Source organism: Arthrobacter sp. ISL-30 (genome assembly GCF_018613855.1).
GTDB lineage: Bacteria > Actinomycetota > Actinomycetes > Actinomycetales > Micrococcaceae > Arthrobacter.
Map to the genome: position 1 here is coordinate 39882 of NZ_JAGGPK010000013.1, position 25900 is coordinate 65781.

General features: G+C 62.9%; 24 protein-coding genes, 1 pseudogene and 1 riboswitch. Of the genes and pseudogenes, 20 read left to right on the top strand and 5 right to left on the bottom strand.

Features of this window, described 5'->3' with window-relative positions; all coding sequences use genetic code 11:
* Nucleotides 1–117: 117 nt before the first annotated feature.
* Nucleotides 118–1449 carry an ammonium transporter gene (locus J7E82_RS05750; protein WP_214861362.1) on the top strand — a complete coding sequence of 444 codons (1332 nt, stop codon included), beginning with the start codon at nucleotides 118–120 and terminating at the stop codon, nucleotides 1447–1449.
* Entirely contained in the window at nucleotides 1446–1784 is a 339-nt protein-coding gene (locus J7E82_RS05755; RefSeq protein ID WP_214861363.1) for a P-II family nitrogen regulator, read from the top strand. Before J7E82_RS05750 ends, J7E82_RS05755 begins: the two co-directional genes overlap by 4 nt.
* Before the next feature lie 63 nt (nucleotides 1785–1847).
* On the opposite strand, the gene J7E82_RS05760 is transcribed toward J7E82_RS05755, so the two are convergent.
* The gene (locus tag J7E82_RS05760; RefSeq protein ID WP_214861365.1) at nucleotides 1848–3236 is read right to left on the bottom strand and encodes a glucose-6-phosphate dehydrogenase; all 1389 of its coding nucleotides are present in this window, start codon (nucleotides 3234–3236) and stop codon (nucleotides 1848–1850) included.
* Nucleotides 3237–3404: 168 nt separating this feature from the next.
* Between J7E82_RS05760 and ffh the strand changes: the two genes are divergently transcribed.
* Nucleotides 3405–4985, top strand: coding sequence for a signal recognition particle protein (gene ffh / locus J7E82_RS05765; RefSeq protein WP_214861373.1), 1581 nt, complete (start codon nucleotides 3405–3407; stop codon nucleotides 4983–4985).
* A 105-nt stretch (nucleotides 4986–5090) separates the two neighbouring features.
* Nucleotides 5091–5807, top strand: a complete 717-nt coding sequence (locus J7E82_RS05770) for an alpha/beta hydrolase (protein WP_214861374.1) — start codon at nucleotides 5091–5093, stop codon at nucleotides 5805–5807.
* A gap of 27 nt (nucleotides 5808–5834) precedes the next feature.
* On the opposite strand, the gene thiC is transcribed toward J7E82_RS05770, so the two are convergent.
* Entirely contained in the window at nucleotides 5835–7661 is a 1827-nt protein-coding gene (gene thiC, locus J7E82_RS05775; protein WP_214861377.1) for a phosphomethylpyrimidine synthase ThiC, read from the bottom strand.
* Nucleotides 7656–7762, bottom strand: a riboswitch (TPP riboswitch). (Overlaps the previous gene by 6 nt.)
* Before the next feature lie 107 nt (nucleotides 7763–7869).
* Between thiC and J7E82_RS05780 the strand changes: the two genes are divergently transcribed.
* The 12 genes from J7E82_RS05780 to J7E82_RS05835 all read left to right on the top strand — a co-directional run bounded on the left by J7E82_RS05780 (nucleotide 7870) and on the right by J7E82_RS05835 (nucleotide 16397).
* Nucleotides 7870–8952, top strand: a complete 1083-nt coding sequence (locus J7E82_RS05780) for an amidohydrolase family protein (protein WP_214861380.1) — start codon at nucleotides 7870–7872, stop codon at nucleotides 8950–8952.
* Between the two features lie 142 nt (nucleotides 8953–9094).
* On the top strand, nucleotides 9095–9922 hold the full coding sequence (locus tag J7E82_RS05785) for a VOC family protein (protein WP_251041519.1): 828 nt from the start codon (nucleotides 9095–9097) through the stop codon (nucleotides 9920–9922).
* Between the two features lie 95 nt (nucleotides 9923–10017).
* A complete protein-coding gene (locus J7E82_RS05790) occupies nucleotides 10018–10455 on the top strand; it encodes a hypothetical protein (RefSeq protein WP_214861384.1) in 438 nt (145 codons plus the stop codon).
* A 220-nt stretch (nucleotides 10456–10675) separates the two neighbouring features.
* Nucleotides 10676–11098, top strand: a complete 423-nt coding sequence (gene rpsP / locus J7E82_RS05795; RefSeq protein ID WP_214861534.1) for a 30S ribosomal protein S16 — start codon at nucleotides 10676–10678, stop codon at nucleotides 11096–11098.
* A gap of 1 nt (nucleotide 11099) precedes the next feature.
* Complete coding sequence (locus J7E82_RS05800; RefSeq protein WP_214861386.1) at nucleotides 11100–11342, top strand: RNA-binding protein; 243 nt, start codon at nucleotides 11100–11102, stop codon at nucleotides 11340–11342.
* Between the two features lie 142 nt (nucleotides 11343–11484).
* Nucleotides 11485–12021, top strand: a complete 537-nt coding sequence (gene rimM / locus J7E82_RS05805) for a ribosome maturation factor RimM (protein ID WP_214861388.1) — start codon at nucleotides 11485–11487, stop codon at nucleotides 12019–12021.
* On the top strand, nucleotides 12018–12827 hold the full coding sequence (gene trmD, locus J7E82_RS05810) for a tRNA (guanosine(37)-N1)-methyltransferase TrmD (RefSeq protein WP_214861396.1): 810 nt from the start codon (nucleotides 12018–12020) through the stop codon (nucleotides 12825–12827). Before rimM ends, trmD begins: the two co-directional genes overlap by 4 nt.
* A 260-nt stretch (nucleotides 12828–13087) precedes the next feature.
* Complete coding sequence (rplS, locus tag J7E82_RS05815; RefSeq protein ID WP_214861398.1) at nucleotides 13088–13447, top strand: 50S ribosomal protein L19; 360 nt, start codon at nucleotides 13088–13090, stop codon at nucleotides 13445–13447.
* 79 nt (nucleotides 13448–13526) lie between these two features.
* Nucleotides 13527–14219 (top strand): signal peptidase I, encoded by a 693-nt coding sequence (lepB, locus tag J7E82_RS05820; RefSeq protein WP_214861405.1) that lies wholly within the window; start codon nucleotides 13527–13529, stop codon nucleotides 14217–14219.
* On the top strand, nucleotides 14220–15062 hold the full coding sequence (gene lepB, locus J7E82_RS05825; RefSeq protein ID WP_214861412.1) for a signal peptidase I: 843 nt from the start codon (nucleotides 14220–14222) through the stop codon (nucleotides 15060–15062). It abuts the gene before it with no gap.
* Nucleotides 15062–15979 (top strand): ribonuclease HII, encoded by a 918-nt coding sequence (locus tag J7E82_RS05830; RefSeq protein ID WP_214861414.1) that lies wholly within the window; start codon nucleotides 15062–15064, stop codon nucleotides 15977–15979. The genes lepB (J7E82_RS05825) and J7E82_RS05830 overlap by 1 nt, the downstream gene beginning before the upstream one ends.
* A gap of 73 nt (nucleotides 15980–16052) precedes the next feature.
* Entirely contained in the window at nucleotides 16053–16397 is a 345-nt protein-coding gene (locus J7E82_RS05835) for a DUF2469 domain-containing protein (RefSeq protein ID WP_214861416.1), read from the top strand.
* 70 nt (nucleotides 16398–16467) lie between these two features.
* Here J7E82_RS05835 and J7E82_RS05840 read toward each other — a convergent pair whose 3' ends face one another.
* Nucleotides 16468–16749, bottom strand: a complete 282-nt coding sequence (locus J7E82_RS05840; RefSeq protein WP_214861418.1) for a hypothetical protein — start codon at nucleotides 16747–16749, stop codon at nucleotides 16468–16470.
* A gap of 149 nt (nucleotides 16750–16898) precedes the next feature.
* Here J7E82_RS05840 and J7E82_RS05845 point away from each other — a divergent pair, with 149 nt between their 5' ends.
* The 4 genes and pseudogenes from J7E82_RS05845 to J7E82_RS21155 all read left to right on the top strand — a co-directional run bounded on the left by J7E82_RS05845 (nucleotide 16899) and on the right by J7E82_RS21155 (nucleotide 22906).
* Nucleotides 16899–17255, top strand: a complete 357-nt coding sequence (locus tag J7E82_RS05845; RefSeq protein ID WP_214861419.1) for a YraN family protein — start codon at nucleotides 16899–16901, stop codon at nucleotides 17253–17255.
* Nucleotides 17255–17938, top strand: a pseudogene (locus J7E82_RS05850) (magnesium chelatase domain-containing protein); the annotation flags it as partial. The gene J7E82_RS05845 and the pseudogene J7E82_RS05850, both read left to right, overlap by 1 nt.
* A 562-nt stretch (nucleotides 17939–18500) precedes the next feature.
* A complete protein-coding gene (locus J7E82_RS05855; protein WP_214861421.1) occupies nucleotides 18501–21440 on the top strand; it encodes a CHAT domain-containing protein in 2940 nt (979 codons plus the stop codon).
* Nucleotides 21437–22906 carry an alpha/beta hydrolase gene (locus J7E82_RS21155; RefSeq protein WP_214861423.1) on the top strand — a complete coding sequence of 490 codons (1470 nt, stop codon included), beginning with the start codon at nucleotides 21437–21439 and terminating at the stop codon, nucleotides 22904–22906. The genes J7E82_RS05855 and J7E82_RS21155 overlap by 4 nt, the downstream gene beginning before the upstream one ends.
* A gap of 97 nt (nucleotides 22907–23003) precedes the next feature.
* Here the strand turns inward: J7E82_RS21155 and J7E82_RS20980 are convergent, their stop codons facing one another.
* Both J7E82_RS20980 and J7E82_RS05870 read right to left on the bottom strand, forming a co-directional pair.
* Nucleotides 23004–23687 (bottom strand): Mov34/MPN/PAD-1 family protein, encoded by a 684-nt coding sequence (locus J7E82_RS20980; RefSeq protein WP_308113636.1) that lies wholly within the window; start codon nucleotides 23685–23687, stop codon nucleotides 23004–23006.
* The gene (locus tag J7E82_RS05870) at nucleotides 23636–25429 is read right to left on the bottom strand and encodes an E2/UBC family protein (protein ID WP_214861427.1); all 1794 of its coding nucleotides are present in this window, start codon (nucleotides 25427–25429) and stop codon (nucleotides 23636–23638) included. Before J7E82_RS05870 ends, J7E82_RS20980 begins: the two co-directional genes overlap by 52 nt.
* Nucleotides 25430–25900: the final 471 nt, after the last annotated feature.

A 25900-nucleotide genomic window follows, 5' to 3' on the forward strand; every position in this document is an offset into this window, starting at 1 on the left:
CAGCAATCTAAATCCTTCGCGGGCGAAACACTACGCCGCAAAAATCTTGTGTAGAACGCAAAACGGCGTTGGGACAGGCGGAGAACTCCGCAGGATTAGCAAGAGAGGACGTGCACCATGGAACTTACCGCAGGTCACGTATGGGTCATGGTGGCGGCAGCGCTTGTGCTGTTCATGACACCTGGTCTGGCATTTTTCTACGGCGGCATGACGCGCGCCAAGGCAGCACTGAACATGATGATGATGAGCTTCATCTCGATTGGCATCGTGGGTGTTGTCTGGGTTCTCTGGGGCGCTTCCATGAGCTCCGGCGAAGGCTTCATGCAAATGGTCGGCAACCCCTTTGCAACGTTTGGGCTGGAGGGTATCACCGACCCTGACGGGCTGATCATGGTCGGCTATGGAGCAACCTTCGCTATCATCACGGTTGCCCTCATTAGCGGTGCTATCGCGGACCGCGCCAAGTTTGGAGCCTGGAGCCTGTTTGTTCCGGTCTGGGTCACCCTCGTCTATGCACCTCTTGCCTACATGGTCTGGGGCGGCGGACTCTTCAGCGCCGAGGGTGCAATCGGACAGGCCCTCGGCCCGGCCATCGACTTCGCAGGCGGCACCGTTGTCCATATCAATGCTGGTGTGGCGGCCCTGGTACTCGTCTTCATCATTGGTAACCGCCGCGGCTTCGGCAAGGACCCCAACCACCGCCCGCACAACGTCCCCTTCGTCATGCTCGGCGCAGCTATCCTCTGGTTCGGCTGGTTCGGCTTCAACGGCGGCCTCGCAGCAACCGCCGAGCAGGGCGGCCTGATCTGGGTCAACACCCTGGCAGCCCCGGCAGCGGCCATGCTCGGCTGGCTCATCACCGAACGCATCCGCGATGGACACCCGACTTCCCTCGGTGCCGCTTCCGGTGTGGTTGCCGGCCTGGTTGCAATCACCCCCGCCTGCGCCAACGTCAGCCCCGTCGGTGCCCTCGGACTCGGCCTCGTGGCCGGCGTTGCCTCAGCCCTGGCGGTAGGGCTCAAGTTCCGGTTCGGCTTCGATGACTCCCTGGATGTTGTTGGCGTCCACTTGGTCTCCGGCATCATCGGCACCGTTGCCCTGGGCTTCATTGCCCTCCCGACGGACGGTGTGGGCGGCGGCCTCTTCTACGGCGGCGGCCCGGCCCAGCTCTGGGCACAGCTCGCAGCCGCTGGTATCGCCATCGCTTACTCGGCTGTGCTGACCGCCATCATCGGTCTCGCCATTCACAAGACCATGGGCTTCCGGGTCTCCCAGGAGCAGGAAGCCGTGGGTGTGGACCTCAGCCTGCACGCTGAGACTGCCTATGAATTCGGCGTCGGCGGACACGGCGGCAGCTTCCAGCCGCTGCATGAGATCGTCACCGGCAAGTCCAGCGAAGAGGCCAAGGAATCTGCTACAGCATCGGGTAAGGAGAGCGTTCAGGCATGAAACTCATCACAGCCATAGTCCGTCCGGAGAAGCTCGATTCGATCAGGGAAGGCCTCGAAGCATACGGAGTGCAGGGCCTGACGGTCAGCGCGGCCAGCGGTTATGGCCGGCAGCGCGGCTACACCGAGGTGTACCGCGGCGCCGAATACAACGTGGATCTCCTTCCCAAGATTCGCATCGAAGTTCTGGCCACTGATGAGCAGGCAGATGACATCCTGGACGTCATCATCGCCAGCTCCAATACGGGCCGCGCCGGAGACGGCAAGGTCTGGACTGTGGAAGTGTACGAGGCCGTTCGGGTTCGCACAGGCGAACGCGGAGCCGCAGCCATCTGATCCGAAGCCAGGCAAAGCAGGGCGGGCCGGGTACCTGACAAGGTACCCGGCCCGCCTTTTCTGTCAGTTCTGCCAGCCCTCTGGGCCGGAACTGCCGGCGTCGTACTCCTCCAGGGGAACATCTCCGCGGCCCCAGGCCTCAAGGACGGGCTCAACGATGCGCCAGCAGTCCTCGGCGGTGTCTCCACGGACTGACAGGAGCGGATCGTCCGTGATGACGCCTTCGAGTACTTCCCCGTAGGGAAGCAGTTCGGAGGCGCTGAGCTCGGCATTGAGGGTCACGCGATCCAGGGTGAAGATATCTCCGGGTCCATTGACGTCGACGTCGAACTGGAGGGTGTCCGGGCCGAAGCCGATGCGGAGCTGGTTCGGAGCATCCTGGCCCAAGAACCCGGTCGGGAGGTGCGGCACAGGCCGGAACGTCACCACGGCTTCCTTCCGCTTGCGTCCGAGGGCCTTGCCGGATCGCAGAATGAACGGCACGCCCTTCCACCGCCAGTTATCGATGGCAACCCGCACCTCCGTGAGCGTTTCCGTATTCCGCAGGGGATCCACGCCTTGTTCCTTGACATAGTCGGGTACCTCGCGTTCACCGAGGCGCCCGGCTGTGTATCTCGCCCTTCGGGCGGTTTCAGGATAGGGGCCCGGGATGCTGCTGGCCCGCAGGAGTGTTGCGACGGCGTCGCGCAGGTCGCGTTCGCCGATGCTCGCCGGCGGTTCCAATGCGATGAACGCCATCACCTGCAGCAAGTGGCTTTGAACCATGTCCCGGAGCGCTCCGGCGCCGTCGTAGTACCTCGCGCGGCCCTCAAGCGCCAGGTCCTCATCGAAGATGATCTCCACCTTCTCGATGTGGTCGCGATTCCAGACGGGCTCCAGGAAATTGTTGGCGAAGCGCAGCCCGAGGATGTTCAGGACCGTGGCCTTGCCCAGGAAGTGGTCCACGCGGTGGATCCGCTCCTCAGGAACGAGGGAAGAGAGCGTCTCATTGAGTTCCCGGGCCGACGCCGCGCTGGAACCGAAAGGCTTTTCCATTACCAAACGTGTGCCTGCAGGCAGGTCCTGCGGCGTGAGTACTTCACAGGCCTTCTGGCTGACTTGCGGCGGCAGGGCAAAGTAAACGGCAATGGGTTCATCGAGTTGTGCCAGGAGCGCTGCCAGCTGACCGGGGGAGGTGACGTCCAGCTGGTGGTAGGCGGACCCGTCCGCCAGCTCCTTCAGGGCAGTACGGCCCGCCGAATCGGCGGTCTCCGCCGCCGTTGAGAAGGATGATGAGACCCGCTCTGTCCACTGCGCAGGCGTCCAGGGGTCAGAGCCGGCCCCCAGGAGGCGCAGCCCCTCGGCGCGGCCGGTGGCCACGAGCCTTGCCAGCCCGGGAAGGAGCAGGCGGCCCGTGAGGTCTCCGGAAGCACCAAGGATTAGCAACGTTTTTACAGTTGTTTTGCTGGTCACTGTGCCAGCATGCCATCTTGCCGGCCTGTCTTGGTACCCTAGATAGTCGAGTCCCGTTGTTGAGACACACCCGTAGTTGAGACAAAACAGTCCGGGCAAGATCCGTCAAAGTGATGGAGGGCCGGACCGGCCACCATCCGCAGACCCACCGAAAGAAGTGCACGGCGCGTGTTCAATTCACTCTCTGACCGGTTGACAGCAACCTTCAAGAATCTCCGTGGCAAAGGCCGCCTCCCCGAGGCCGATGTCGATGCCACAGTTCGCGAGATTCGTCGTGCCCTTCTGGACGCGGACGTTGCCGTGCCCGTGGTCCGTGAATTTACCGGCCGGATCCGGGAGCGTGCGCTGGGGGCCGAGGTCTCCGGAGCGTTGAACCCAAGCCAGCAGATCGTGAAGATCGTCAATGAGGAACTCGTTGAGATCCTCGGTGGCGAAACACGTCGTATCCGGCTTGCCAAGCAGGGTCCAACGGTGATCATGCTCGCCGGCCTCCAGGGTGCCGGAAAGACCACCCTCGCCGGAAAGCTGTCCAAGTGGCTGAAGGCCCAGGGACACAGCCCCATGCTTGTTGCCTGCGACCTGCAGCGGCCCAACGCAGTCACGCAGCTTCAGGTTGTCGGCCAGCGTGCCGGCGCGCCGGTTTTCGCACCGCATCCGGGCACGACGTCCGAAGTTGACGTCCCCACCGGCGACCCCGTCGCAGTGGCCCGGGCCGGCGTCGACGAGGCGCGGCAGAAACTGCACGACGTCGTCATTGTGGACACCGCCGGACGTCTCGGCGTCGACGCCGAAATGATGGACCAGGCCCGCCGCATCCGGCAGGCCATCATCCCCAATGAAGTCCTGTTCGTCATCGACTCCATGATTGGCCAGGATGCCGTCAACACGGCCATGGCCTTCGATGAGGGCGTCAACTTCACGGGCATCGTGCTGTCCAAGCTCGACGGCGATGCCCGCGGCGGTGCCGCTCTTTCGGTGGCGTCGGTCACCGGCAAGCCGGTCATGTTCGCGTCCACAGGCGAAGGCCTGGACGACTTCGAGCTGTTCCACCCCGACCGCATGGCCTCGCGCATCCTGGACATGGGCGACGTCCTGACCTTGATCGAACAGGCAGAGAAGGCCTGGGACAAGGATGAAGCAGCCAGGATGGCGAAGAAGTTCGCCGACCAGGAAGACTTCACCCTGGATGACTTCCTCGCCCAGATGCAGCAGATCCGCAACATGGGCTCCATGAAGAAGATGCTCATGATGATGCCCGGTGCCCAGAACATCAGGCAGCAGCTGGAGCAGTTCGACGAGCGGGAAATCGATCGCGTCGAGGCCATCGTCCGCTCCATGACCCCGCACGAGCGCGTCGCGCCGAAGATCATCAACGGATCCCGCCGCGCACGTATTGCCCGGGGTTCCGGTGTTCACGTGTCGGAAGTCAACGGCCTCCTTGAGCGCTTTGCCCAGGCCCAGAAGATGATGAAGAAAATGGCCCAAGGCGGCGGAATTCCTGGCATGCCGGGCATGCCTGGCCAGGGCGGTTTCTCCGGCGGTGGCAAGAAGGGCGCCAAAAACACCCCAAAGAAGAAGGCCCGTTCCGGCAACCCGGCAAAGGCCGCACAGCAGCTGCGCGAAGCCGAGCAGAAGCGGGCCAGCTCCGTTCCCACCGGTTCGTCGTTCGGGGCCCAGCCCGGCGGTGACTTCGATCCCTCCCAGCTGAACCTGCCCAAGGGCTTCGACAAGTTCCTTGGCGGCAAGTAACCTCCGCCCACCCAACTAGTCCGCACTTAACGTCGTTTTGAGCCTTCATAACGACCATTACTGCCAGCCAGTTAGGATGTCAGGGCCGTGGAATAGGGTGGATGCATGCACAAGCAGCGCGTAGTCTTCGTCCACGGGGCGGGCGCCTACGGGGCTGCTGCCTGGCCAAAGCAGCACGGCATGGCACTGGACTATGACGCGCTGTTCCTGCGCCGTCACGGTTATGATCCGGTGGCCGAACCACTGGCCTCGGATTTCGACGCCGACGTCGGGATCGTCCTGACGTCGCTCGGTGCCGGCGGCCACGTCGTGGCCCATGCCCAAGGGGCCGTGTCAGCCACGATGGCCGCCGTCGAGCAGCCTGACCTTGTGCATTCCCTAACCCTGGTCGAGCCCGCCTGCCTGTCCCTGACTGCGGAACTCCCGGCCACCGCGGCACACAAGGCCCTCATGCAGCCGCTTTTCGACGTTCGGGACCGGCTCAGCGATGAGGATTATGAGCGTGAATTCGTGCGCCGGGCATTCTCGAGCGGCTCACCCGCGCCCGACTCACCAGAGGCACTGCGGACTGCGCGTCGCCTGCGGCTTCAGGCTCCGGCCTGGGAAGCGCCACTGCATATCGTCCCGGGTGTTCCTACCCTGGTGCTCACGGGCGGCTGGGAACCGCTCTATGAAGAAATCGCCGGCTACCTGAGGGAAACCGGCGCCCTCCACCGCCATGCGGCAGGAGGGCACCGGCCCCAGGACTCAGTCGAAGGAGACAGGATCATCCGCTCCTTCATCGCCGGCGTCACGCGCAGCGAGTCAGCCCGGGCTTCCTAAGGCCTGCTTCAGGAAGCCAAGCTATCGTCACGAGGTTTGTCCGGCAGGCGCCGGGACCTGCAGTTCCGGCAGGTAGACCTTCCCGCCGGCCGCGAGGAACTCTTCGCTCTTTTCGCGCATCCCGCTGTACATCTCCGCGATCGCTGCCTGGGATTCGGCGGACCCGTATTCGTTCCGGATATCCTGGCTGATCTTCATGGAGCAGAACTTCGGGCCGCACATGGAGCAGAAATGGGCTGTCTTGGCAGGTTCTGCCGGCAGCGTTTCATCATGGAACGCCTCCGCTGTCACCGGATCCAGGGAGAGGGCGAACTGATCCCGCCAACGGAACTCAAAGCGGGCCTTGGACAGGGCATCGTCCCGTTCGTTGGCACCGGGGTGGCCCTTTGCGAGGTCTGCCGCATGGGCGGCAATCTTGTAGGTGATGACTCCGGTCTTGACGTCATCCTTGTTGGGCAGCCCTAGGTGCTCCTTCGGAGTCACATAGCAGAGCATGGCAGTGCCGTAGCGCGCGATCTCCGTGGCACCGATGGCCGAGGTGATGTGGTCATAGCCGGGGGCAACGTCCGTGACCAGCGGGCCCAGTGTGTAGAACGGGGCACCCTTGCACAGCTCCTGCTGCCGCTCGACGTTCTCGCGGACAAGGTGGAAGGGGACGTGCCCCGGTCCTTCCACCATGACCTGGACGTCGTACTCCCAGGCCCGCTGGGTCAGCTCGGCCAGGGTATCCAGTTCGGCGAATTGGGCAGCGTCGTTGGCGTCCGCCGTCGCGCCCGGACGCAGACCGTCGCCGAGCGAAAACGCGACGTCGTACTTGGCGAAGATCTCGCAGAGTTCATCAAAGTGCGTATAGAGGAAGTTCTCCTCGTGATGGGCCAGGCACCAGCCGGCCATGATGGATCCGCCGCGGGAAACGATCCCGGTGACCCGGTTGGCGGTCAGCGGGACATACCGCAGCAGGACCCCGGCGTGGATGGTCATGTAGTCCACGCCCTGCTCGCACTGTTCGATCACGGTGTCGCGGAAGATCTCCCATGTGAGCTTGTTGGCCTCGCCATTGACCTTCTCCAGTGCCTGGTAGATCGGCACGGTCCCGATCGGGACGGGGGAGTTGCGGATGATCCATTCGCGTGTGGTGTGGATGTCGTCGCCGGTGGACAGGTCCATGACGGTGTCCGCGCCCCATTGCGTGGCCCACTGCAGCTTGTCGACTTCCTCCGCGATGGAACTGGTGACGGCCGAGTTGCCGATGTTGGCGTTGATCTTCACCAGGAAGGCCTTGCCGATGATCATCGGCTCAGATTCCGGGTGGTTGATGTTGTTGGGGATGATGGCCCGCCCGGCGGCGACTTCGCTGCGAACCAGTTCCACGTCGCAGTTCTCCCTCAGCGCCACGAAACGCATTTCGGGAGTGATGACGCCCTGCTTCGCGTAGTGCATCTGGGTTACGGTCCTGCCTTCGACGGCGCGGCGGGGCACCGGCTGAGCGCCCTTCCATTCAGCCGACGCTGCGCCGCGTCGCACGGCCGACTTGCCGTCGTCGAGCAGGTTCCGTTCGCGGCCGCTGTACGGCTCTGTGTCTCCCCGGGCTTCGATCCATTCCGAACGGAAGGGGGCGAGCCCCACCACGGGATCACTTCCGGGACCGGCCGTGCGGTAGACCCGCAGTGGGGCGTTCTCCTCGCCGTTCGGCGATGGCTCCAGGGCGATCTCGGTTACGGGAACCCGCAGGCCGTCAGCCTCCAGATATGCCAGGGAGTGCGACTTCAGGGACTGGGTTTCATTGCTGGCCTGGGTTTTGTTCTCGGCCGTTTCATTTTGGATAGGGCTGTGCTGTGTTACTTGGGTATTCAAGGAATACTCACTTCCTTCGCCGGCATTACCCGGACAGGTTCGACGGTCCGGGCTGCATCAGCCCGATCTCAGCCCCTGCAGGGGCACCCGTGTGGTCGTAGACGAAGCTATCACAAGGGTTCCGTGCCCCCGGTAATAACCCGCTCGGTCGCCCCGTTGTTACTTGCTCCGTTGCTGACCGCACGGTGCCCCGGACTACGCTGTGGACATGGCCGGAATCATCAAATTCAGCGGGATTGCCTTGGTGGCTGCGGACCAGGAGAGATCCGGTCTGTGGTCGGTGGATGGTCACCTGACCTTCCAGGCGCCGCGCGAAGAGCCCGACGTCGTCCTCGAGGGCTGGGTCCTGCCCGGCTTCGTGGACGCACACTGCCACATCGGGCTCGGCAAGGGAGGAGCAGTCCCAGATACGACGGCGGCCGTGCAGGCAATCGCCGATCGGGACGCCGGAACGCTTCTGGTCCGGGACGCCGGCTCGGCGAGTGACACCCGTTGGCTCCAACAGCGCCCTGATATGCCGCGCATCATCAGGGCAGGGCGCCACATCGCTCGCGCCCGCCGCTACCTCCGCGGGCTGGCGGAGGAAGTCGAACCCGATGGACTCGTCGAGGCGGTGCGTAAACAGGCGCGGCATGGCGATGGCTGGGTAAAGCTCGTGGGCGACTGGATTGACCGCGACGCCGGGGACCTCGCCCCGTGCTTTCCCGCGTCCGTGGTCCGCGATGCCGTCCAGGCGGCCCATGATGAAGGTGCGCGGGTGACGGCCCACTGCTTCGCCGAGGAGACGCTCGACGACATGCTGGACGCGGGGATCGACTGCATTGAACATGCAACGGGACTGCTCCCGCGGCACGTGCCAAGGCTCGTGGATCAGGGGGTCCCAATCGTGCCGACCCTCATCAACATCGCCACCTTTCCCGGGATCGCCGACCAGGCGGAGGGCAAATTCCCGCAGTACGCACGGCACATGCGGAGCCTGTGGGAACGCCGGAACGAGCGCGTTCTCGAGGCCTTCGAAGCCGGAGTGAAGATCTTTGCCGGTACCGACGCCGGCAGCGTGATCCATCATGGGCGCATCGCCGATGAGATCATGGCGTTGCATCAAGCGGGACTTCCGGCTGCCGACGCCCTCGATTCGGCCTGCTGGTCGGCACGGGAGTGGCTGGGGGAGCCTGGAGTCAGCGAAGGCGCCAGCGCCGACGTCGTGGTCTGCGCGGAAGATCCCCGCGCCAACCTGGCCTCGGTGCGCAAGCTCAGCCATGTTCTTTTGCGTGGCGTCCTCGTCCACTGAATAAAGTGGATCAGTAGGAATAAATTGAAGCTTCAAGTAATTTAGATAGGTAGAAGGTTGTCGAAGGTCGGCAGCCACCAACCGGGAGCATTCAGTGACCACAAAACCCAGCAGCCAGGACCTGCTACCCGCCGATCTCGCGATGGGCACCGTGATGTTGAAGGTCGGCGACATGAAACTCATGACCGACTACTACCAGCGCGCCCTCGGCCTCGAAGTCGTTGCCGAGCAGGACGCCGGACTATACTTGGGGCGCCTCGGCAGGCCGATTGTCCATTTGTCGCCGGCCCCTGGACTCTCCATCCCGGGCCGCGGCGAGGCGGGCCTGTTCCACACCGCAATCCTCTTTGAAGACCAGGCCTCGCTTGCGGCCACCATCGCTACCGCCGCGCAGTACGAGCCGCGGGCCTTTGTCGGCAGCGCCGACCACCTCGTCAGCGAGGCGTTCTACTTCACCGACCCTGAAGGCAATGGCATCGAGCTGTACTACGACCGCCCCCGCACACAGTGGGCGTGGGAGGGCAACAACGTGGTCATGGACAGCCTCCCCTTGCCGCCCCAGCGCTACCTCCAACAGCACCTCAGCGAGGAGGCGGTGGCCGGGCAGCACGCCACGGCAGCCGGCGTCGGCCATGTCCACCTCCAAGTCGGTGACGTCAAAACCGCCCAGGACTTCTATGTCGGAACCCTCGGCTTTGAGAAGACTGCCGGCTGGCATGGCCAGGCTTTGTTCGTCTCCGCTGGCGGTTATCACCACCACATGGCCATGAACGTATGGAACAGCCGCGGAGCCGGCCCCCGCCGGGACACACTCGGACTCGGTGAGGTCCTGATCGAGGTCCCCTCCGGAGACGACGTCGGGGCACTCGCCGATCGCCTCAAAGTCGCCGGAGTCCAGTCCCACCACACAGGACTCGAACTGCGGTTCGAGGACCCGTGGAGGAACCGACTCCGGGTGGCTGTCCGCTGACGTGGCGGGTCGCTGGGCTAGGCTGGGCACGGGTCAATCGCGATCGCGCGACCGGCCCGCTGCTCCGCCACATCGACCGAATGAGAGTGATTCCCATGGGTTTTGCAGAAGTCTTCGTAGCCACCCACGACGAAGCGCTCAAGAGGGCCGGAGCCCTCGAGCGTGGAGCAGGCGTCTCCGGCGACGCCGTCCGAATTCCCGGGATCACCGACTTCGAAGTTGAACAGCTCGGCGACCTCGCAGGCACGGCCGTCCACGCGGCCGGTGCGGACTATGAACTCGCTATGGTGGATGTCACCTCCGACTCCCTGCTGGGAGTCCCCGCCGCAATGGTCAGGGCGCTCGCTGAACTCCTCACCTATGAGAGCGAAGGAGAGGCCAACGTCCTTGAAGAAGTGGCGGACAGTTGGGCCAAACAGGAGGACATGCCCTTTGGCTCTGAGGAGTCCAGGGAGTATGTCCATCGGCTGGCGGAGCTTGCCACCCGTGCCGAAGGGGAAGATCGCGCCGGACTGTACGTGTGGTCCATTTAGCTGCGTGTGGTCGATTTATCCGCTGCCCGCTGATGTCGCCCGCCGCGCGTGCGCCCAGCTCGAAATAAAGTCCCGCATCTGGCACAATGGACAGGTACTCGATCGGCACGGCCCCTCTCTCCGTGTGCGCATCTTGTCCTACGAACCCCCTAGTATGGCCCGCCCCACGGGTGCAGAACGCCGGGTTCACCCCGTTTCAGAACCAGGAGTGACCACAACAGTGGCCGTAAAGATTCGCCTTAAGCGCTTCGGTAAGATGCGCGCACCGTACTACCGCATCGTCGTTGCAGACTCCCGCACCAAGCGTGATGGCCGTGCAATCGAGGAAATCGGCAAGTACCACCCCACCGAGGAGCCTTCGTTCATCGAGGTCAACTCCGAGCGTGCCCAGTACTGGCTGTCCGTCGGCGCCCAGCCGTCCGAGCAGGTTGCCGCGATCCTCAAGATCACCGGTGACTGGCAGAAGTTCAAGGGCCTGCCGGGCCAGGAAGGCACCTTGAAGACCAAGGGTGCCAAGGAAGCCTTCGTGACCCCGGAGAAGGGCTCGGTCATCATTCCGGAAGCCATCACCAAGAAGGCCAAGCAGTCAGAGGAAGCCGGCGCTTCCGCTGAGGCCGAAGCAGAGACCACCGAGGCTGAGTAGATTGCTGGCAGAAGCGCTCGAGCACCTGGTCCGCGGCATCGTTGACAGTCCTGAAGATGTCAAGGTCAGTGCCAAGAACAACCGCCGTGGGGAAACCCTCGAGGTACGTGTTCATCAGGACGACCTCGGTCGGGTGATCGGTCGCCAGGGCCGTACGGCGCGTGCATTGCGTACCGTCGTGGCTGCACTGGCTGGCGGCGAGCAGGTCAGGGTCGACGTCGTCGACACCGACCGCCGCCGGTAACGCGCTCAGCAATACTTGTCTTAGATCCGGCCCCTCCACCAGCTTATGGTGGAGGGGCCGGATTGTTTTCGAAGCCATTTCTCCGGCATTACTTATTGCCCGGCAGATTCACGATGCAGAACATCACTACATAGAGGAACCCATGCAGCTTCAGGTGGCCCGAGTCGGCAAGCCCCACGGAATCCGCGGCGAGGTGACCGTACAGGTCCTCACCGATGCCCCCGAGGACCGGTTCGTGCCGGGGACTGCGTTCGTCGTTGAACCGGCAAAGGCGGGGCCTCTGACGATTAAGAGCGCCAGGTGGAACAAGGACATCCTGTTGCTTGGCTTTGAGGAAGTGGCGGACCGCAATCGGGCCGAGGAACTCCGCGGTGCCCGGCTCTTCGTCGAAACCGAGGAACTTGAGGACAATGATGAAGAGGGCTGGTACGAGCACGAGCTCGTCGGCCTCGAAGCGCGGGTCGGAACGCAGGTGGTTGGCCGGGTCAAGGCACTGAACACCATGCCCGCACAGGACCTGCTGGTCATCGAAGACCAGGATGGCAAGGAAATCCTCATTCCTTTCGTCGAGGAAATTGTGCCGGAAGTCAACACTGAAGAGGGCTACATTGTCCTGACGCCGCCCACTGGACTCTTTGAACTGAACACCGACGAGGGTGTGGCCGGAGACGCCGAGTGAGAATCGACGTCGTCAGTATCTTTCCCGAGTACCTTGCTCCGCTTGAGCTGTCACTGATCGGAAAAGCGCGGCAGGACGGACTGCTGCAGCTGAACGTGCATGACCTCCGTTCATTCACCACGGACAGGCACCGTACGGTAGATGACACTCCTTATGGCGGCGGCGCGGGCATGGTCATGAAGCCCGAACCCTGGGCCAAGGCGCTTGAAGAAATTGTTGGAGCCCGGGCTGGCGAGGGCGGGGCAGCGAAGCCGATCCTTATCGTTCCGTCGCCTGCCGGGGAACGCTTCACGCAATCTATTGCCCACGAACTCGCCGAAGAGGAGCAGCTTGTCTTCGCGTGCGGACGCTACGAGGGCATCGATGAGCGCGTGATCGAGTGGGCTTCGGAGCACTTCACCGTTCGCCCTATGAGCCTAGGCGACTACGTGCTCAACGGCGGCGAGGTCGCGGTGCTGGCCATGGTGGAGGCCATCGGGCGGCTCCTTCCCGGCGTGGTGGGCAACCCCGAGTCCCTTGTTGAGGAGTCCCACTCCGACGGCCTGCTGGAATACCCCGTCTACACCAAGCCATCCTCCTGGCGGGAAAGGGAGGTGCCGGCGGTGCTCCTGAGCGGCAACCACGGCAAGATCGCCCAGTGGCGTCGCCACGAGCAGTTTCGCCGCACTGCCGAACGCCGCCCCGACCTCCTGGCCGATTTCGATGCTTCGACGTTGACCCGGGCGGATCGGGAGGTTTTCGCGGAACTCGGATACGACGTCGTCGACGGTCGCCTTGAGCGGCGAGTGCTTGACGGCGACGCCTGACCCAAGCCGTGACCTGCGTGGTTGGTTGGTGGGCAGTTGGCCCGCAGCGGCCGGATGTGGCAAAATTAGACCTTGTGTCTACTGGGTTCACGCCTGCCACAGGGGGAGTGTAGCCAACAGCATGACAACCCGGCGCCGCCAATCACGGCCAAGCCGGGCTCTAACAATCTTCGGCGGTAATTTCCGGTTGGCTTCGTGCCTTGGGCTTGCCCGTCGTGACCCAAAGTGGATGACCTGTGGCGTTCACCAGGAGTGGATTAATGCATATCCTCGATAGCGTAGATGCAGCTTCGCTGCGCAACGATGTTCCCGAATTCCGTGCGGGTGACACCCTCAAGGTTCACGTGAACATCATTGAAGGCAAGAACACCCGTATCCAGGTCTTCCAGGGCTTCGTCTTGGGCCGCCAGGGTGAGGGCGTCCGCGAGACCTTCACCGTCCGCAAGGTTTCCTTCGGTGTCGGTGTTGAGCGTACCTTCCCGGTTCACTCGCCGATCATCGACAAGATCGAGGTCGTCACCAAGGGTGACGTTCGCCGCGCCAAGCTCTACTACATGCGTGCATTGCGCGGTAAGGCTGCGAAGATCAAGGAAAAGCGCGACTTCAACACCGCCAAGTAAGTCCTCGGACTTAGGTAACGGGTCCAGGATCCACGCCCGGGCAGCCGGAGCAATCCGTAACCCATCAGGGACAAGCATCATGGACCAGACGAAACGCCGGCCCCGGAAACAGGGCTGGCGTTTTGTCTTGCTGGCCCTCGCCCTGGCAGTAGCCATCAGTGGCCTGGTTCGGTCGCTGTGGATCGATGTCTACTTCATTCCCTCGGAATCCATGGAACCCCTGTTCGGAACCGGGGACCGGATCCTGGTCTCAAGGATCGACTTCGATGCCGAACCTATACGCCGCGGCGATGTGGTGGTCTTTGACGGCCGGGGGACCTACGCGCCCCTGAACAGCGGCAAGGGGCCAGTACTGGATGCGGCTTCCGCCGTTGCTCAGTGGCTCGGCGTCGCCGGCAGCGAGACCACCTATGTGAAAAGGGTCATCGGCCTCCCCGGGGACCAGGTAGTCTGCTGCGACGAACAGGGCAGGCTCACAGTAAATGGCCAGATTCTTGAGGAACCATATCTATACCCCGGGGACGCGGCCAGCGCTCAGAAGTTCAACGTGGTGGTGCCCGCGGATCGGTTGTGGCTCCTGGGCGACCACCGCTCACAGTCAGCGGATTCGCGCAGCCTCCTGGGGGCACCCGGCGGCGGAATGGTTCCCCTGGATCGGATTATCGGAAGACCGGTCCAGATTATTTGGCCGCTTGATAGATTTGCAGCAGTGCCACGTCCGGCCGAGGCCGGAACAACCGGGGCCGGAACAACAACGAAGAACGGACAGTAGATGCCGGACGAAACTCCACAGATTCCTGGGCGGCGCAGTGCCGCAGGACGGCACTCGGCTCCTGTGTCCGGATCCAGGGAAATCCCTGGGCCTGAAATGAACGGGGATCAGGAGGAGGAGCGAACCGGTGTCGCAAGGAGAGCCAGGGCCCGCAGGAAAGCTGGAAACCCGTTCCTGCTCTGGCTGAAGGAAATCGCTACTGTAGTTGCCATTGCCATCGTCCTTTCCTTCTTGATCAAGACCTTCCTGTTCCGGGCCTTCTACATTCCGTCTGAATCCATGGTGAATACCCTGGACATCAATGACCGGATTTTCATCAACCTTCTCGTGCCCGAACCCATCGCCCTCGAACGCGGAGACGTCGTCGTCTTCAAGGACTCCCAGGGCTGGCTCGAGGCAACCCCCAAACAGCCACCCGGTCCCTTCAAATGGGTCCAGGACGGCCTCGTTTTCGTGGGCCTCCTGCCGGATGACAACGAACAGCACCTGGTCAAGCGGGTGATTGGACTTCCTGGCGACAGGGTTGCCTGTTGCGACGCCCAGGGCAGGATCAGCATCAATGGGACACCACTGGACGAGACCTACATCAACCCGGCGGAGATTCCCGCCCCGCAGGCCTTCGACATCGTCGTTCCTGATGGAAAAATTTGGGTTATGGGCGACAATCGCAACCATTCTGCAGACTCCCGCAAACATCAGGAAGCCAACGGCGGATTCATCAACCTGGAGGATGTTGAGGGCAAGGCGACCGTCATAGCCTGGCCGCTCAATCGCTGGCAGGTGCTCGACAACCATTCAGAGGTCTTCCGCAACGTTCCGGAGCCCTCCAGCGCAGGCCAGTAATGTCCGATCATCCAGTTCCGGAAGCCGTTGTTGTTGACGCGCTGACGACGCCGATACAGCGCGGTGTGCGCAAGGCGACAAAAGCCGGGGCGGCGAAGCCCGGCGCGGCAAAGCCCCGCAAGCGGACAGATCCGGCTCCAACGCTCAAAGTCGAGCGTGGATTCCTGGCACCAGGCGTCCGGCTGCTTGCAGGGGTAGACGAGGTGGGCAGGGGAGCCCTGGCCGGTCCCGTCAGCGTGGGAATCACTGTTGTGGACCTTGAAAAACCACGCAGAATCGCAGGCGTTCGGGACAGCAAACTGCTCAAGCCCGAGGATAGGGAGCGGCTGGAACCACTTGTCCGGGCTTGGGCCGTGGCCTCGGCGGTCGGCCACGCCACGTCCCGGGAAATCGACCTGCTGGGCCTGACGGCAGCTTTGCGGCTTGCCGGTACACGAGCCTGGGAGCAGGTGCTCGACGCCGGCGTCGTTCCCGACGTCGTCCTCCTGGACGGCAGCCACAACTGGCTGTCACCCAATCCGCAAGGATCGCTCTTCGACGAAACAGACCTGTTCGATGACTCCGATGTGTTCGATGAAGCAGGAGCGTTGGCCGGTTCCGAACTTCTAGTAGTTCCCAGGGCGTCTGGAACGCTTGAGGGAGCGCCGGAAAATGTTGAAGCCCCGGAAATGCCCGCGGGAATACCCTGCGATGCGCCCGTTCATACGCGCGTGAAAGCGGATCTCAGCTGCCTGAGCGTTGCCGCTGCAAGCGTGCTGGCCAAGGTGGCGCGGGATCGCATGATGAAGGGATTCCACATCCAGTATCCGGGTTTCGGCTGGGACGAGAACAAAGGCTATGCCACTCCGGCACATCGTGAAGCCCTCCGTGCACTGGGGCCTTCCCCCTACCATCGGATCAGCTGGAACATTCTCTAACGGCTGTAAGTGCCAACGGCTAGGAGGCGGCACCAAAGCGTGGTTGTTGCCGTAGATAGGGCAAGATGGAGCTATGAGCGCCGAGGACCTTGAGAACTATGAAACCGACATGGAGCTGCAGCTCTACCGCGAGTACCGGGACGTCGTCGGTCTTTTCAGCTACGTCGTCGAGACCGAGCGCCGCTTCTACCTGGCAAACCACGTGGACCTGCAGGCGCGCAGCGCAGACGGTGAAGTCTACTTCGACCTTACGCTGCAGGATGCCTGGGTATGGGATGTCTACCGTTCAGCCCGTTTCGTGAAGAATGTCCGGGTCATTACCTTCAAGGACGTCAACGTCGAGGAGCTGCCTCGCAATGAGGATCTGGCCCTTCCCAAGGACGGCGACCTCGGCGATATCGGAGACCTCGGCACCTAACCATTTAGGGTTCCCCCGTCATCACTCCAATCGGCTGGCTCCAATGGCAGGCGTCTTGGACCGCTGGACCTCAGCCGGCCATGCCGAGCTGAGCGGCGAAGGCTGCAGTGTCGTAATACTCACGGCAGGCCATACTGAGCCCGGTATCAGACAGCTCGCACACGGCGACGAGAGGCGCCTCGCACGACTTGCCGCTCGGCGGGACCTCTTCGTCGGCCGTCATCATCGGCCCCGTGAAGGTCCCCTTGGTCGCGCCTTCCAAGACCACGACGTTGCCACCCCGGGCAGTGCCCTCGGCGGATGGTGCAGCCGCAGTGCCGACCTGGTACGCCCTGCAGGTAATGCGTACCAAGCAGAGTTGGCCCTGAACTGGACGAACTCTTCAACGCCCTCCTCCCACTTCTCCTCAACATCCCTGCGCTGACGCTGTTATCCACATAGCGCGGTATGCCCCTGCCCCTGTCCCGGCAGCTCCGTCAGGCTAGTGGCGGAGGTGGAGATATGAAAGCAAAGGACGTACTCGGACGGCATGGGGAAACGCTCGCAGCGGATTTTCTTGCATTGCAAGGGATGCGGATCATCGACCGTAATTGGCGATGCTCCGAAGGTGAGATCGACATCGTCGCCATCGACGGAGACACGTTGGTGGTTGCAGAAGTCAAGACCCGCCGGAGCCTGAACTACGGGCATCCGTTTGAAGCGGTGGGCATCGCCAAGCTGGCGCGCCTCCACCGGCTCGCTGGGTCCTGGTGCCGGGAACATGAGGTGCGTGCCCGGCGGCGTCGGGTGGACGTAGTGGCCATTGTGGACGACGGCATCGGTGAGCCTCTCCTGGAACATCTCAGGGGTGTCGGCTGATGGGGGTCGGACGCAGCTACTCTATAGCCCTGCTGGGCCTGAACGGCTACGTCGTCGAGGTAGAGGCGGACATCGGCCAGACTCTGCCGAATTTCGTGATCCTGGGCCTGCCGGACGCGTCGCTGAATGAGGCCAAGGAGCGCATACGCTCCGCGGCACAGAATTCCGGAATCCCGCTGAGCCGCCGCAAGATCACCGCCAACCTGATTCCCGCGTCGCTTCCAAAAAGAGGATCCGGATTCGATCTTGCCATCGCGATGGCAGTTCTGCGGGCAGCAGGAGACATCAAAACCACCGAGGGCACGGTCTTTATCGCCGAACTCGGCCTCGACGGCAGGCTGCGTCCGGTGCGTGGAATACTTCCGGCAGTAATGGCCGCGGTCCGTGCAGGCTATCCCGAAATCATCGTGGCTCAGGCCAATGCCGCGGAAGCCTGCCTTGTCCCGGGGGCGCGAGTGCGCGGATACAGGACACTGGCGCGCCTGGCCTTCGACTTCGGGGCTGATCCTATGGAGCTCGCACTTGACTACGAGCCGGAGGACGACGTTCCGGTGGACGAGGAAGGTGTCGGACAACTTGCCGTCCCCGATCTCTGCGACGTCTCCGGCCAGGCAGAAGCACGACGAGCATTGGAGGTTGCCGCGGCGGGAGCACACCACGTCCTGCTGACCGGTCCTCCGGGAGTGTGTCCTTAAGTGTTCTGGTGATGTGTTCCCTGCAATGACGTGAATTTGACCTGTTGGGAAGCAGGGCTGACCACAAAACGCAGCGCGTCCCGAGACAACTCGAAAGGCTGTCGGCACCCGCCATGGGCGAGGAGGGTATGCACATTCTGCAGTTTCGCCTCAGGAGCCGCGACACGCGCACACATATGACGATGAGTACAAACCGTTTACGCGTTTCGTGACTATCGATCATGTATCTACGGAACTGGACAAAGGCCGATCTTTGGTTCGCAGCCCGCTGAATAGCGGCAACTTCGCGCCTTTAGGTTGGCTGGAACGTACACGCGTCGGTGCCAGCGACTCGCCCTTGCTATGGCGAACCTGTCACCCTGATGGCCCGCTTCGAGGGTGTGGCAATTGCGTGTGGGCGTGACCCTTGCCGTCATGATTGAGGACTCGTCAAAGTGCGGCCGGAAAGGTGTATTACGCTGGGCTCGACATGTCATCCCGTGAGGACTGACACCTGCATGGTTCCGGAGAAGCGGCCGCTTAGATCGCTTTGGCAGGATCTCACAAAGATGTGGAGAAACTTTTTGTGGATGACTTTGAGCGCGGCGTGAGCGCGTGGGATGAATTCGAACTGACCGGTGAGGTTGCCCTGCTTGTCGAGGCTGTGGGCTTGCTGCGTCGTGCGGTCGGCGCCGCCACGGCTGACCGGGTCCAAGAGCGAACGGGCCAGCTGGGCTTGGCCCTGGGGCGGCTGTATGACCAGACCTACGACCTCGGGGCACTTCGGGAGTCCGTGGCGTTGCTTGAGACGCGAACGGGACCCTTCGTGCCCGACGAGTGCGAATACGGCTACGCCTGCGCGCTGCAGAAACTCGCCGCCGAGACTGAAGATCTGGAGGTTCTTGACCGGGCGATCGGCCGGCTTCGATCCCTTTCGTTGCATCTGGACACGGATCAGCCTTTGCGGGCCAGGGCGCTGTCGGCCCTCAGCACGGCCTTGCAGGACCGTTATGAATACGCCTCGGACGAAGAAGCGCTGGTGCTGGCGGTGGAGCGGGCACGTGAAGCGGTGGAGATAACACCACCTGATTCCCCTCGCCAGGGCCCGCATTTGTCCCATCTGGGTCTTGCCTTGCGGATGACGTTTGAGAGCACGGGCAGCATCGACGCCTTGGATGAAGCCATAAGCGTCAGCCATGCCGCGGTTGATGCCATCGAAGACGAAGTGCCAAGCAAAGACATCGAGATGAGCATGCTGGCGCTGGCGCTTCGGTTCCGCTATGAAGCCTTGGGAGATCTGGAGGCACTTGAGGATTCTTTTGTATGGCAGCGCCGGGCCATAGACCATCTTCCCGTAGGTCACGGACGACTCGCCCCGCATCAATCAAATCTTGCCCTTGCCCTCTGGACCCGCGCTGAACGAACCGGCGACATGGCAACAGTCGACGAAGCGATCCAGGTCGCGAAGAAGGCGGTGGCATCAACCTCCCTAGAGTCATCCGATCGACAGCTCTATGCCAACAACCTTGGCCTGGCGCTCATGACCGCTGCGCGGGTTCGGACCGAATCCAACGAGCTCGATGAAGCGATCCGGATCTTTGAGGGAATCATCTCGAGCACCACCACTGACCGGGCCTTGGTGCACGAAGCTGCATCCAACCTCGCTGTTGCCCTGCGCCAGCGTGGACGCGACACCCAGGACCTGCGTGAAGCGCTCGTCGCAGCAGAAGCGGCCGACCAGGCGGCACCTGAGGGGCATGTAGCGCGGGTACGCTACCGGACGTTGGCAGGAATTCTCCACCGGGAAACAGCCGCGCACGAACCTGACCCCGGGGCCGGGCTAGCAGCTTCTGTCACGGCACTGCGCAACGCAGTTGCGGCAGCGGGCATGGAAAACCCGGACAGGGCCACGGCGCAATTCGAGCTTGCCACCTCGCTGCTGGCGGGCCCGGACACTCCGGCGGTCCAGGCCGAGGCCCTGCGACTTGTCACCGAAGCGTCCGCGATGGCCACGGCCGCGCCCCGCACAACCATCGACGCAGCACGGACCGCCGCACGGCTTCTGGCCCAAGAGGGCAGGCTTGAGGAGGCTGTGGAGTTCTATGAACAGGCCATCCACGGGCTCTCCCGTGTAGCCCCGCAAACCGCGGACCTGGTCGATCGCGGCAATCAACTGGAAAGCTTCCTTGGCATCGCCTCGGAGGCGGCCTCAGCTGCCGTTGAACTGGGGGACCCCGTGCGAGCCTTGAGGCTGCTCGAACGTGGGCGGACGCTCCTGTTCGGTGCCTTGCTCGATGATGTGTCCCTGTTCGCCGAGCTCAAACTGAAGCACCCGGAACTCGCAGATGAATTCCAGGGCCTGCGGCGGTTGATCGACATCGGCGGGGTGGACACCTTGTCCGTCCCTGACGTTGAGGACCGGCAACGGCACCGACGGAAATGGGACGACGTCATTGCACGCATCCGCGCGCACGAAGGCTTCGAGGACTTTCTGGTGCCAATTGTGGAGGTGGAGAAGGTCCCCGGTGAGGACCCTGTCGTGGTTCTGCTGGTCGGGCCGGAGCGCTGCGACGCGCTCGTCCTGATCCGGGGAACGGTGACCCCGGTCCGGTTGGCCGGCATCGACCCGGACGAAGTGCGAGCTCGGGCCCATTCCTTGCGGGACTGCATGGATGACGTCGCTGACGCGACCAGCGCCGGACGGACAGCGGCCGAACGACGGTTCACGGACTTGTTCACCCAGACTTCAGCATGGATTCGTGATGAGATCATCGGCCCGGTCCTTCCTCACATCCCGGGCGAAACCAGGATCACCTGGGTCCCTACCGGCCCGTTCTCCGGGATTCCTCTGCACGCCGCCGGAGACGGCAGGGCAGGGGAGGGCTTCGTGTCCAACTACGCGGCAACCCTTGCTTCCCTTTCACATCCCGATTGGAACTCCGCCCGCACCTCAGTGGCCGTCATCGGCGGGGAAGACCTGTCCCTGCAAGGGGCTGACCGCGAAGCAGTCCACGTGGCCGAACGCCTCGGCGCTGAGGCCCGGCTGAGCTCGGTCGAGGCAACGGCAGAGGCTGTGCTGGCGAAGTTCCGGTGCAACAGCGTCGTCCATGTCGCAGTGCATGGCTTCACCAACCCCCGGAAGCGCTTTGAGGGCGGCCTCGCCCTGGCTGACCGTGACGCGCACACCATCGAGGTTGCACGCGCAGGGGCCGGGCTGAAACTGGCGTACCTCTCGGCCTGCGACACAGCCTCCGCAGACGACCAGCTCAGCGATGAACCGCTCCACCTGGCCGCGGCCTTGCGGGCTGCCGGTTGCGCCCGTGTGGTCGCGGCGCTCTGGCCACTTGACGACAGGGCCGGGGCACTTCTCGCCGAGGAATTCTACGCCGAGGGGGTTGTCCCCTCCGACACCGCAGCAGCCCTGCATCGGGCGCAGCAACGCCTGCGGGATCTCCACCCCGACCGTCCTTCGACTTGGGCAGCACTGACGCACTGGGGACCGGTCAGGTGAAGATTCGACGCATTGTCCTGGACAATGACACCCCCGCAGTCGGCGAGCCTGGCGGGCCGGCTGCAATTGGCTCGGACGCTGCTGGGGCACCGACTTCGACCGGTGAGCATGAAGCAGCACCGGTGTCGGTACTGCATGTCGTGGGGGAGGACACCGAATTGCGCGCACTCGAAGGATTGCGGGCCGATGAATGCGAACGCCTCATACAGCAGCTGGACGAGTTCCCCATCGAGACGATCGTGCTGGATTCATGCTGGACCCCGGCCGTTGGGAAGCTGTTGGCCACCCGGTTCCAAACCGTGATTGGTATTCCTGCCAGGATCGGCAGTTCCGACGCCGAAGAGTTCATCTCAAACTGGTCCGACGCAATAGCTGCCGGCGCCGCGGGCGTTGAGGCTTTCGAACGTGCCTTCTCGGCCATCGCGGCCGAGGAGCTTCCCGAGGACATCCAACCAGTCTTCATCCATGACGAAGCCGAGGTTCTTGGCTTCCGGGCACCGCGCCGCAGCAGCACCGTGGAAGTGGCATTCGGTACCAACCGCACAATCGATACCGGGAGCGGGAGGTTCACCTCCGGCACCGGCAAGACACTGACAGGGACCTGCGAGGTCACCGTTTTCTCCGACGCGCCGGTCGGCCGGCGCCGAAGAACCCTGGGCCGGGACGACGCACCCGTGCTCATGAACCATACGATGCTGGACGGCCGGGCCTTCGCTGCGGCCATGACATCAGCTCTGGATGCCGACACGTCAAACCGGCGCGCCGTCCTGGTCTACGTTCACGGCTTCAATACCAGTTTCCGTGAGGCTGCCCAGCATGCCGCGCAGTTCCACGTTGACCTGAACATACCCGGGGCAACCCTGCTATTCAGCTGGCCCTCCCGCGGAAGCGGCCACCAACTCGCCTATCATGCCGACGAAGACTCCATCATCGCCGCCGAACGCCCCCTCTACGACTTCCTGACCACCCTGCACGACCTACCAGATGTCGGACCGGTTCATGTGTTGGCACACAGCATGGGCTGCAGAGCTGCTCTCCGGGCCGTGGTGAGGGCAGCCGACAACGGCACGGCACCGTTCGAACTGGGTGAGCTGATCCTCGCTGCGCCCGATGTCTCCGAGACTTATTTCGCTCAAATCGCACCGGCCCTACCGGGCATCGCCCGGCGCACCACCATCTACACGTCCCGACGCGACCGTGCCCTGCGCGTCTCCGAACTCCTGCACAGCACCGCACGCATAGGAAGCGGCAAACCCGTCGTGCGCATTCCGGAGGTTCCTGACCGGATGACGTTCGTCGACGCCGGAAAGGTTGACATTTCATTCCTCGGCCACGGTTACTACGCGGCGGCAGCCCCGGTGCTCCGGGACATCCACTGGCTGGTGTACGGGCTGCCGGCCGGATCGCGTTTCGGCATGGAACGCCACAATGATCCGGGAAGGCTCACGCTGCGCGCCAGCACCTGACCCCGAAGCCACAAGATGCCGATCGGGCTTATGCATGCAATTGTCCCCAAATTCAGGGCTGTGAGATGTCCGCCCTTGGCCAATCCTGCGCGGATTACTATCCCTGTTGCTTAGCTTCGCTGCTCGACATCGAACAGCCGTGATGTTGGGTCGGATGCGGAACGCGGCCGGCGGTGACGGCCCCAGAGCGTGGGCGGGCTTGGCTGTGTTCGCAGTCAATAATGGGCGCTGCCTGCTCTTGGGACGCTTCGGGCATGAGGTGCGGGGCGATTTGCCGGATCTGCCCGGCGGCCACGTGTTGGCAGACCGCGATTTTCCAGTTTTGGCCGGGCGCTTCCTTGCCCAGGATGGCCATCAGAGGCTCCGGGCAGCGCGCAGGGGAGTAAGCAGCTATCACTCCGAGGGTTTCCAGGTCGCGGAAGCTTGGAATTGGTTGAGCGGTAGGATGCGTGTGCCAATCTCCCAAATAGGACACACGGCGGTCCCGCTCGGCATAGATTCTGGCGAGCTCGGTTGCTTGCCAGGCCGTATCAGGTTCAAAAGAAACCCGGGACCTGGTGGCCGCAGGTCCGGGCCCTATGACGTCTGTGATGACAGCATCGCGCGTTCCGTTGCTCTTGGTCACCGTGTAATGGCCAACAAGGATCCCTCCGGTCTCCTCGGGCTCGTGCAACCGCCCTTCGTCTGCCAGAGCAGAAAGCAGGGACCTGGGAAACCAGACGAATTCGGTTAGGGGTGCGCCGTGCATTCGGCGTGCCGGGTGAGGTTGTAGCCGTTCCATGTTGGTAATGTCCGTTCACCTGCTTCGTTCCGGAGTTCCATAACAGCGACATCAAAACCGGGCGTAGCAGCGGAACCGTCACCGGCTGACAGCTGCGTCGCAGCTGTTCTTACTGCCTGAAGGCTGACCTCTTCGAGGTCGAACGACGCGCCGGTGAAAGTCGGTTGGGCGCATCCCACTGGCTGCGTGTAGGCCACTGGTGAATTGGCGGGATCGGGAATGGTTTTATCAAAACGGAACCATTCAAGACACGAATGACACCACGATGAGTCCTGGCCGATATAGGCAACCATTCCTCCCCAGGCTCCATTCGTGGCTTCAAGAGACAGGTACGGGATGCCTATCTCCCTGGCGATCGTGGCCAAGATCCGTTGGGTGCCCCGGTCGGCGCTGGCATCGATCAGCAAATGGTAGGAACGAAGCTCTTCGCTGATCTGCCGAAGGGGATCCGGTTCTCCTTGTGGACGGGATCCCCCGACATAAGCCGGGTTGAATACGACCTGGGTGTAGGGAGCAACGGATCGGACCAGCCTGGCAACGGCAGCTGCCTTGAGCAGTCCGACACCATCAAAGGAAGCAGAGTGTCGGACAAGGTTTCCGGGTTCCAGAACGTCTGCGTCAATAACAAATAAATGACCTACGCCGGCCCGGCCAAGATGGACGGCGACAGCACTTCCGATGGCCCCCGCACCGATTATCGCCACTTTCTTCGTTGCCAAGGGCAGGTGCTCCGGGACTCGGGCACGGATGTCGGATCGGCCCGCTCGGCCTGTTCGAAGCAGATGATACTGATCTGCGCCACCGGAAACAGACACGGGCCGCGGGGCGCCGCCGCGGCGGTTCTTGTTCTTGTTGTTTTGCTGTTGTGCGCCCCGGACTTTCAGGACAAAAGCCCACCCGTCAGAGACCTTCCTTGGACCGGTCTCTTCTGGGAAGAGCACCGCACGGACTTGTATCCGACACCCCTGGTAGGACTCCTCTCGGGTGCTGCCGCTGCTGTCTGCTTTTTGTCCTGCGTCCCATATGGCCCGGGCGTCATCGACGTTCACCGCGGACGTCAACCTCGACCAGCGGCCGTGAACCAACTGGCCCTCCAGGAGCTCTTGCAGCTGGTTGTCCAGGGTCGCATACGTTTGGCCCGTATCAGACCCGACGGCAACGACACCGCCCAACGTCCTCGCGGCGGTCACATCAGGGCCGGGCAGCGGCCCGGCCAACCGAATTTCGATTGGTCCGTGGACAGCGTCCTCTGGAATGGACCAGGAGCCGTCGACAAGGACCATAGCTGCACTGGCGTAGGTGGTGTAGTAAGCACCGTATGGTTCCGCCTGCGGCTTCTCGTTCCACTCCGCGCCCTCATGGTCGTCGGATAAGCCTGCCCTGATGGCTTCCGGTAGCTGGTCCCGTAGAAGCTGCGCCAGTGAGCCATTTGTGCCCCACTCTTCCGAGGGAGTGCCCAGGAGGCACACCTCCTTGCTGAACGGATTCAGGTGATGCGGCATCTCAAGGTCCGCGGCGAAGACCTTCGGGGGAACGAGCGGATAATAATCCGGAAAGACCGCTGTCATGTTCAGCTCGGCCGTTCCGGTCAGCACTCCTGGTACAGAGAGTTCCATGACCACGGTCTGGTTTTCCGTACGTTTTTCTTCGTCGACACGGCAGACCACTCCGAGCGCCTGCAGCTCGGAAATCTCCCACTGCAGGCGCTCGGGGTAGCGTTGCCACCAGGGCAGGAATGACATTGACTCAGCCGACCGGCCGAGGACCGGGAGGAACCGGCGGGTTAGGGGGACCTTGTGGGGTGTTCGGGTGTTCGGGATGCTCCGGGTGTTCCGGGTGTTCCGGGTGTTCGGGATGTTCCGGCTTTTCAGGCTTAGGCGCCATTTCTGCCTCCTTGTTGTTAAGCGGCCGCGATTTTCACGTCCTCGGAAAGTGTGCCATGACGGTCGGACACTTTTAGGGATGGCTAGCTGGATGCCTTCTGCGTCGCTGCATCCATCGGCGTTAGTCAGCAGCCTGACCGTAGGATGTGGAGAGCGCTTAGGTCGCCCGCACAATCCAATGCGATTGGACGTGCGAAATGTTTTGGCCCGGAGCCGCTGAATGCCTGGGCTCGCCGCACCAGTACCGACCCTCCTTCTGGAACCGGCACGCGTTCTGTTGCTCACCGAGCAAAGTGATGTCTTTGTCTTCGAAGCTGAGAATGGACCGTT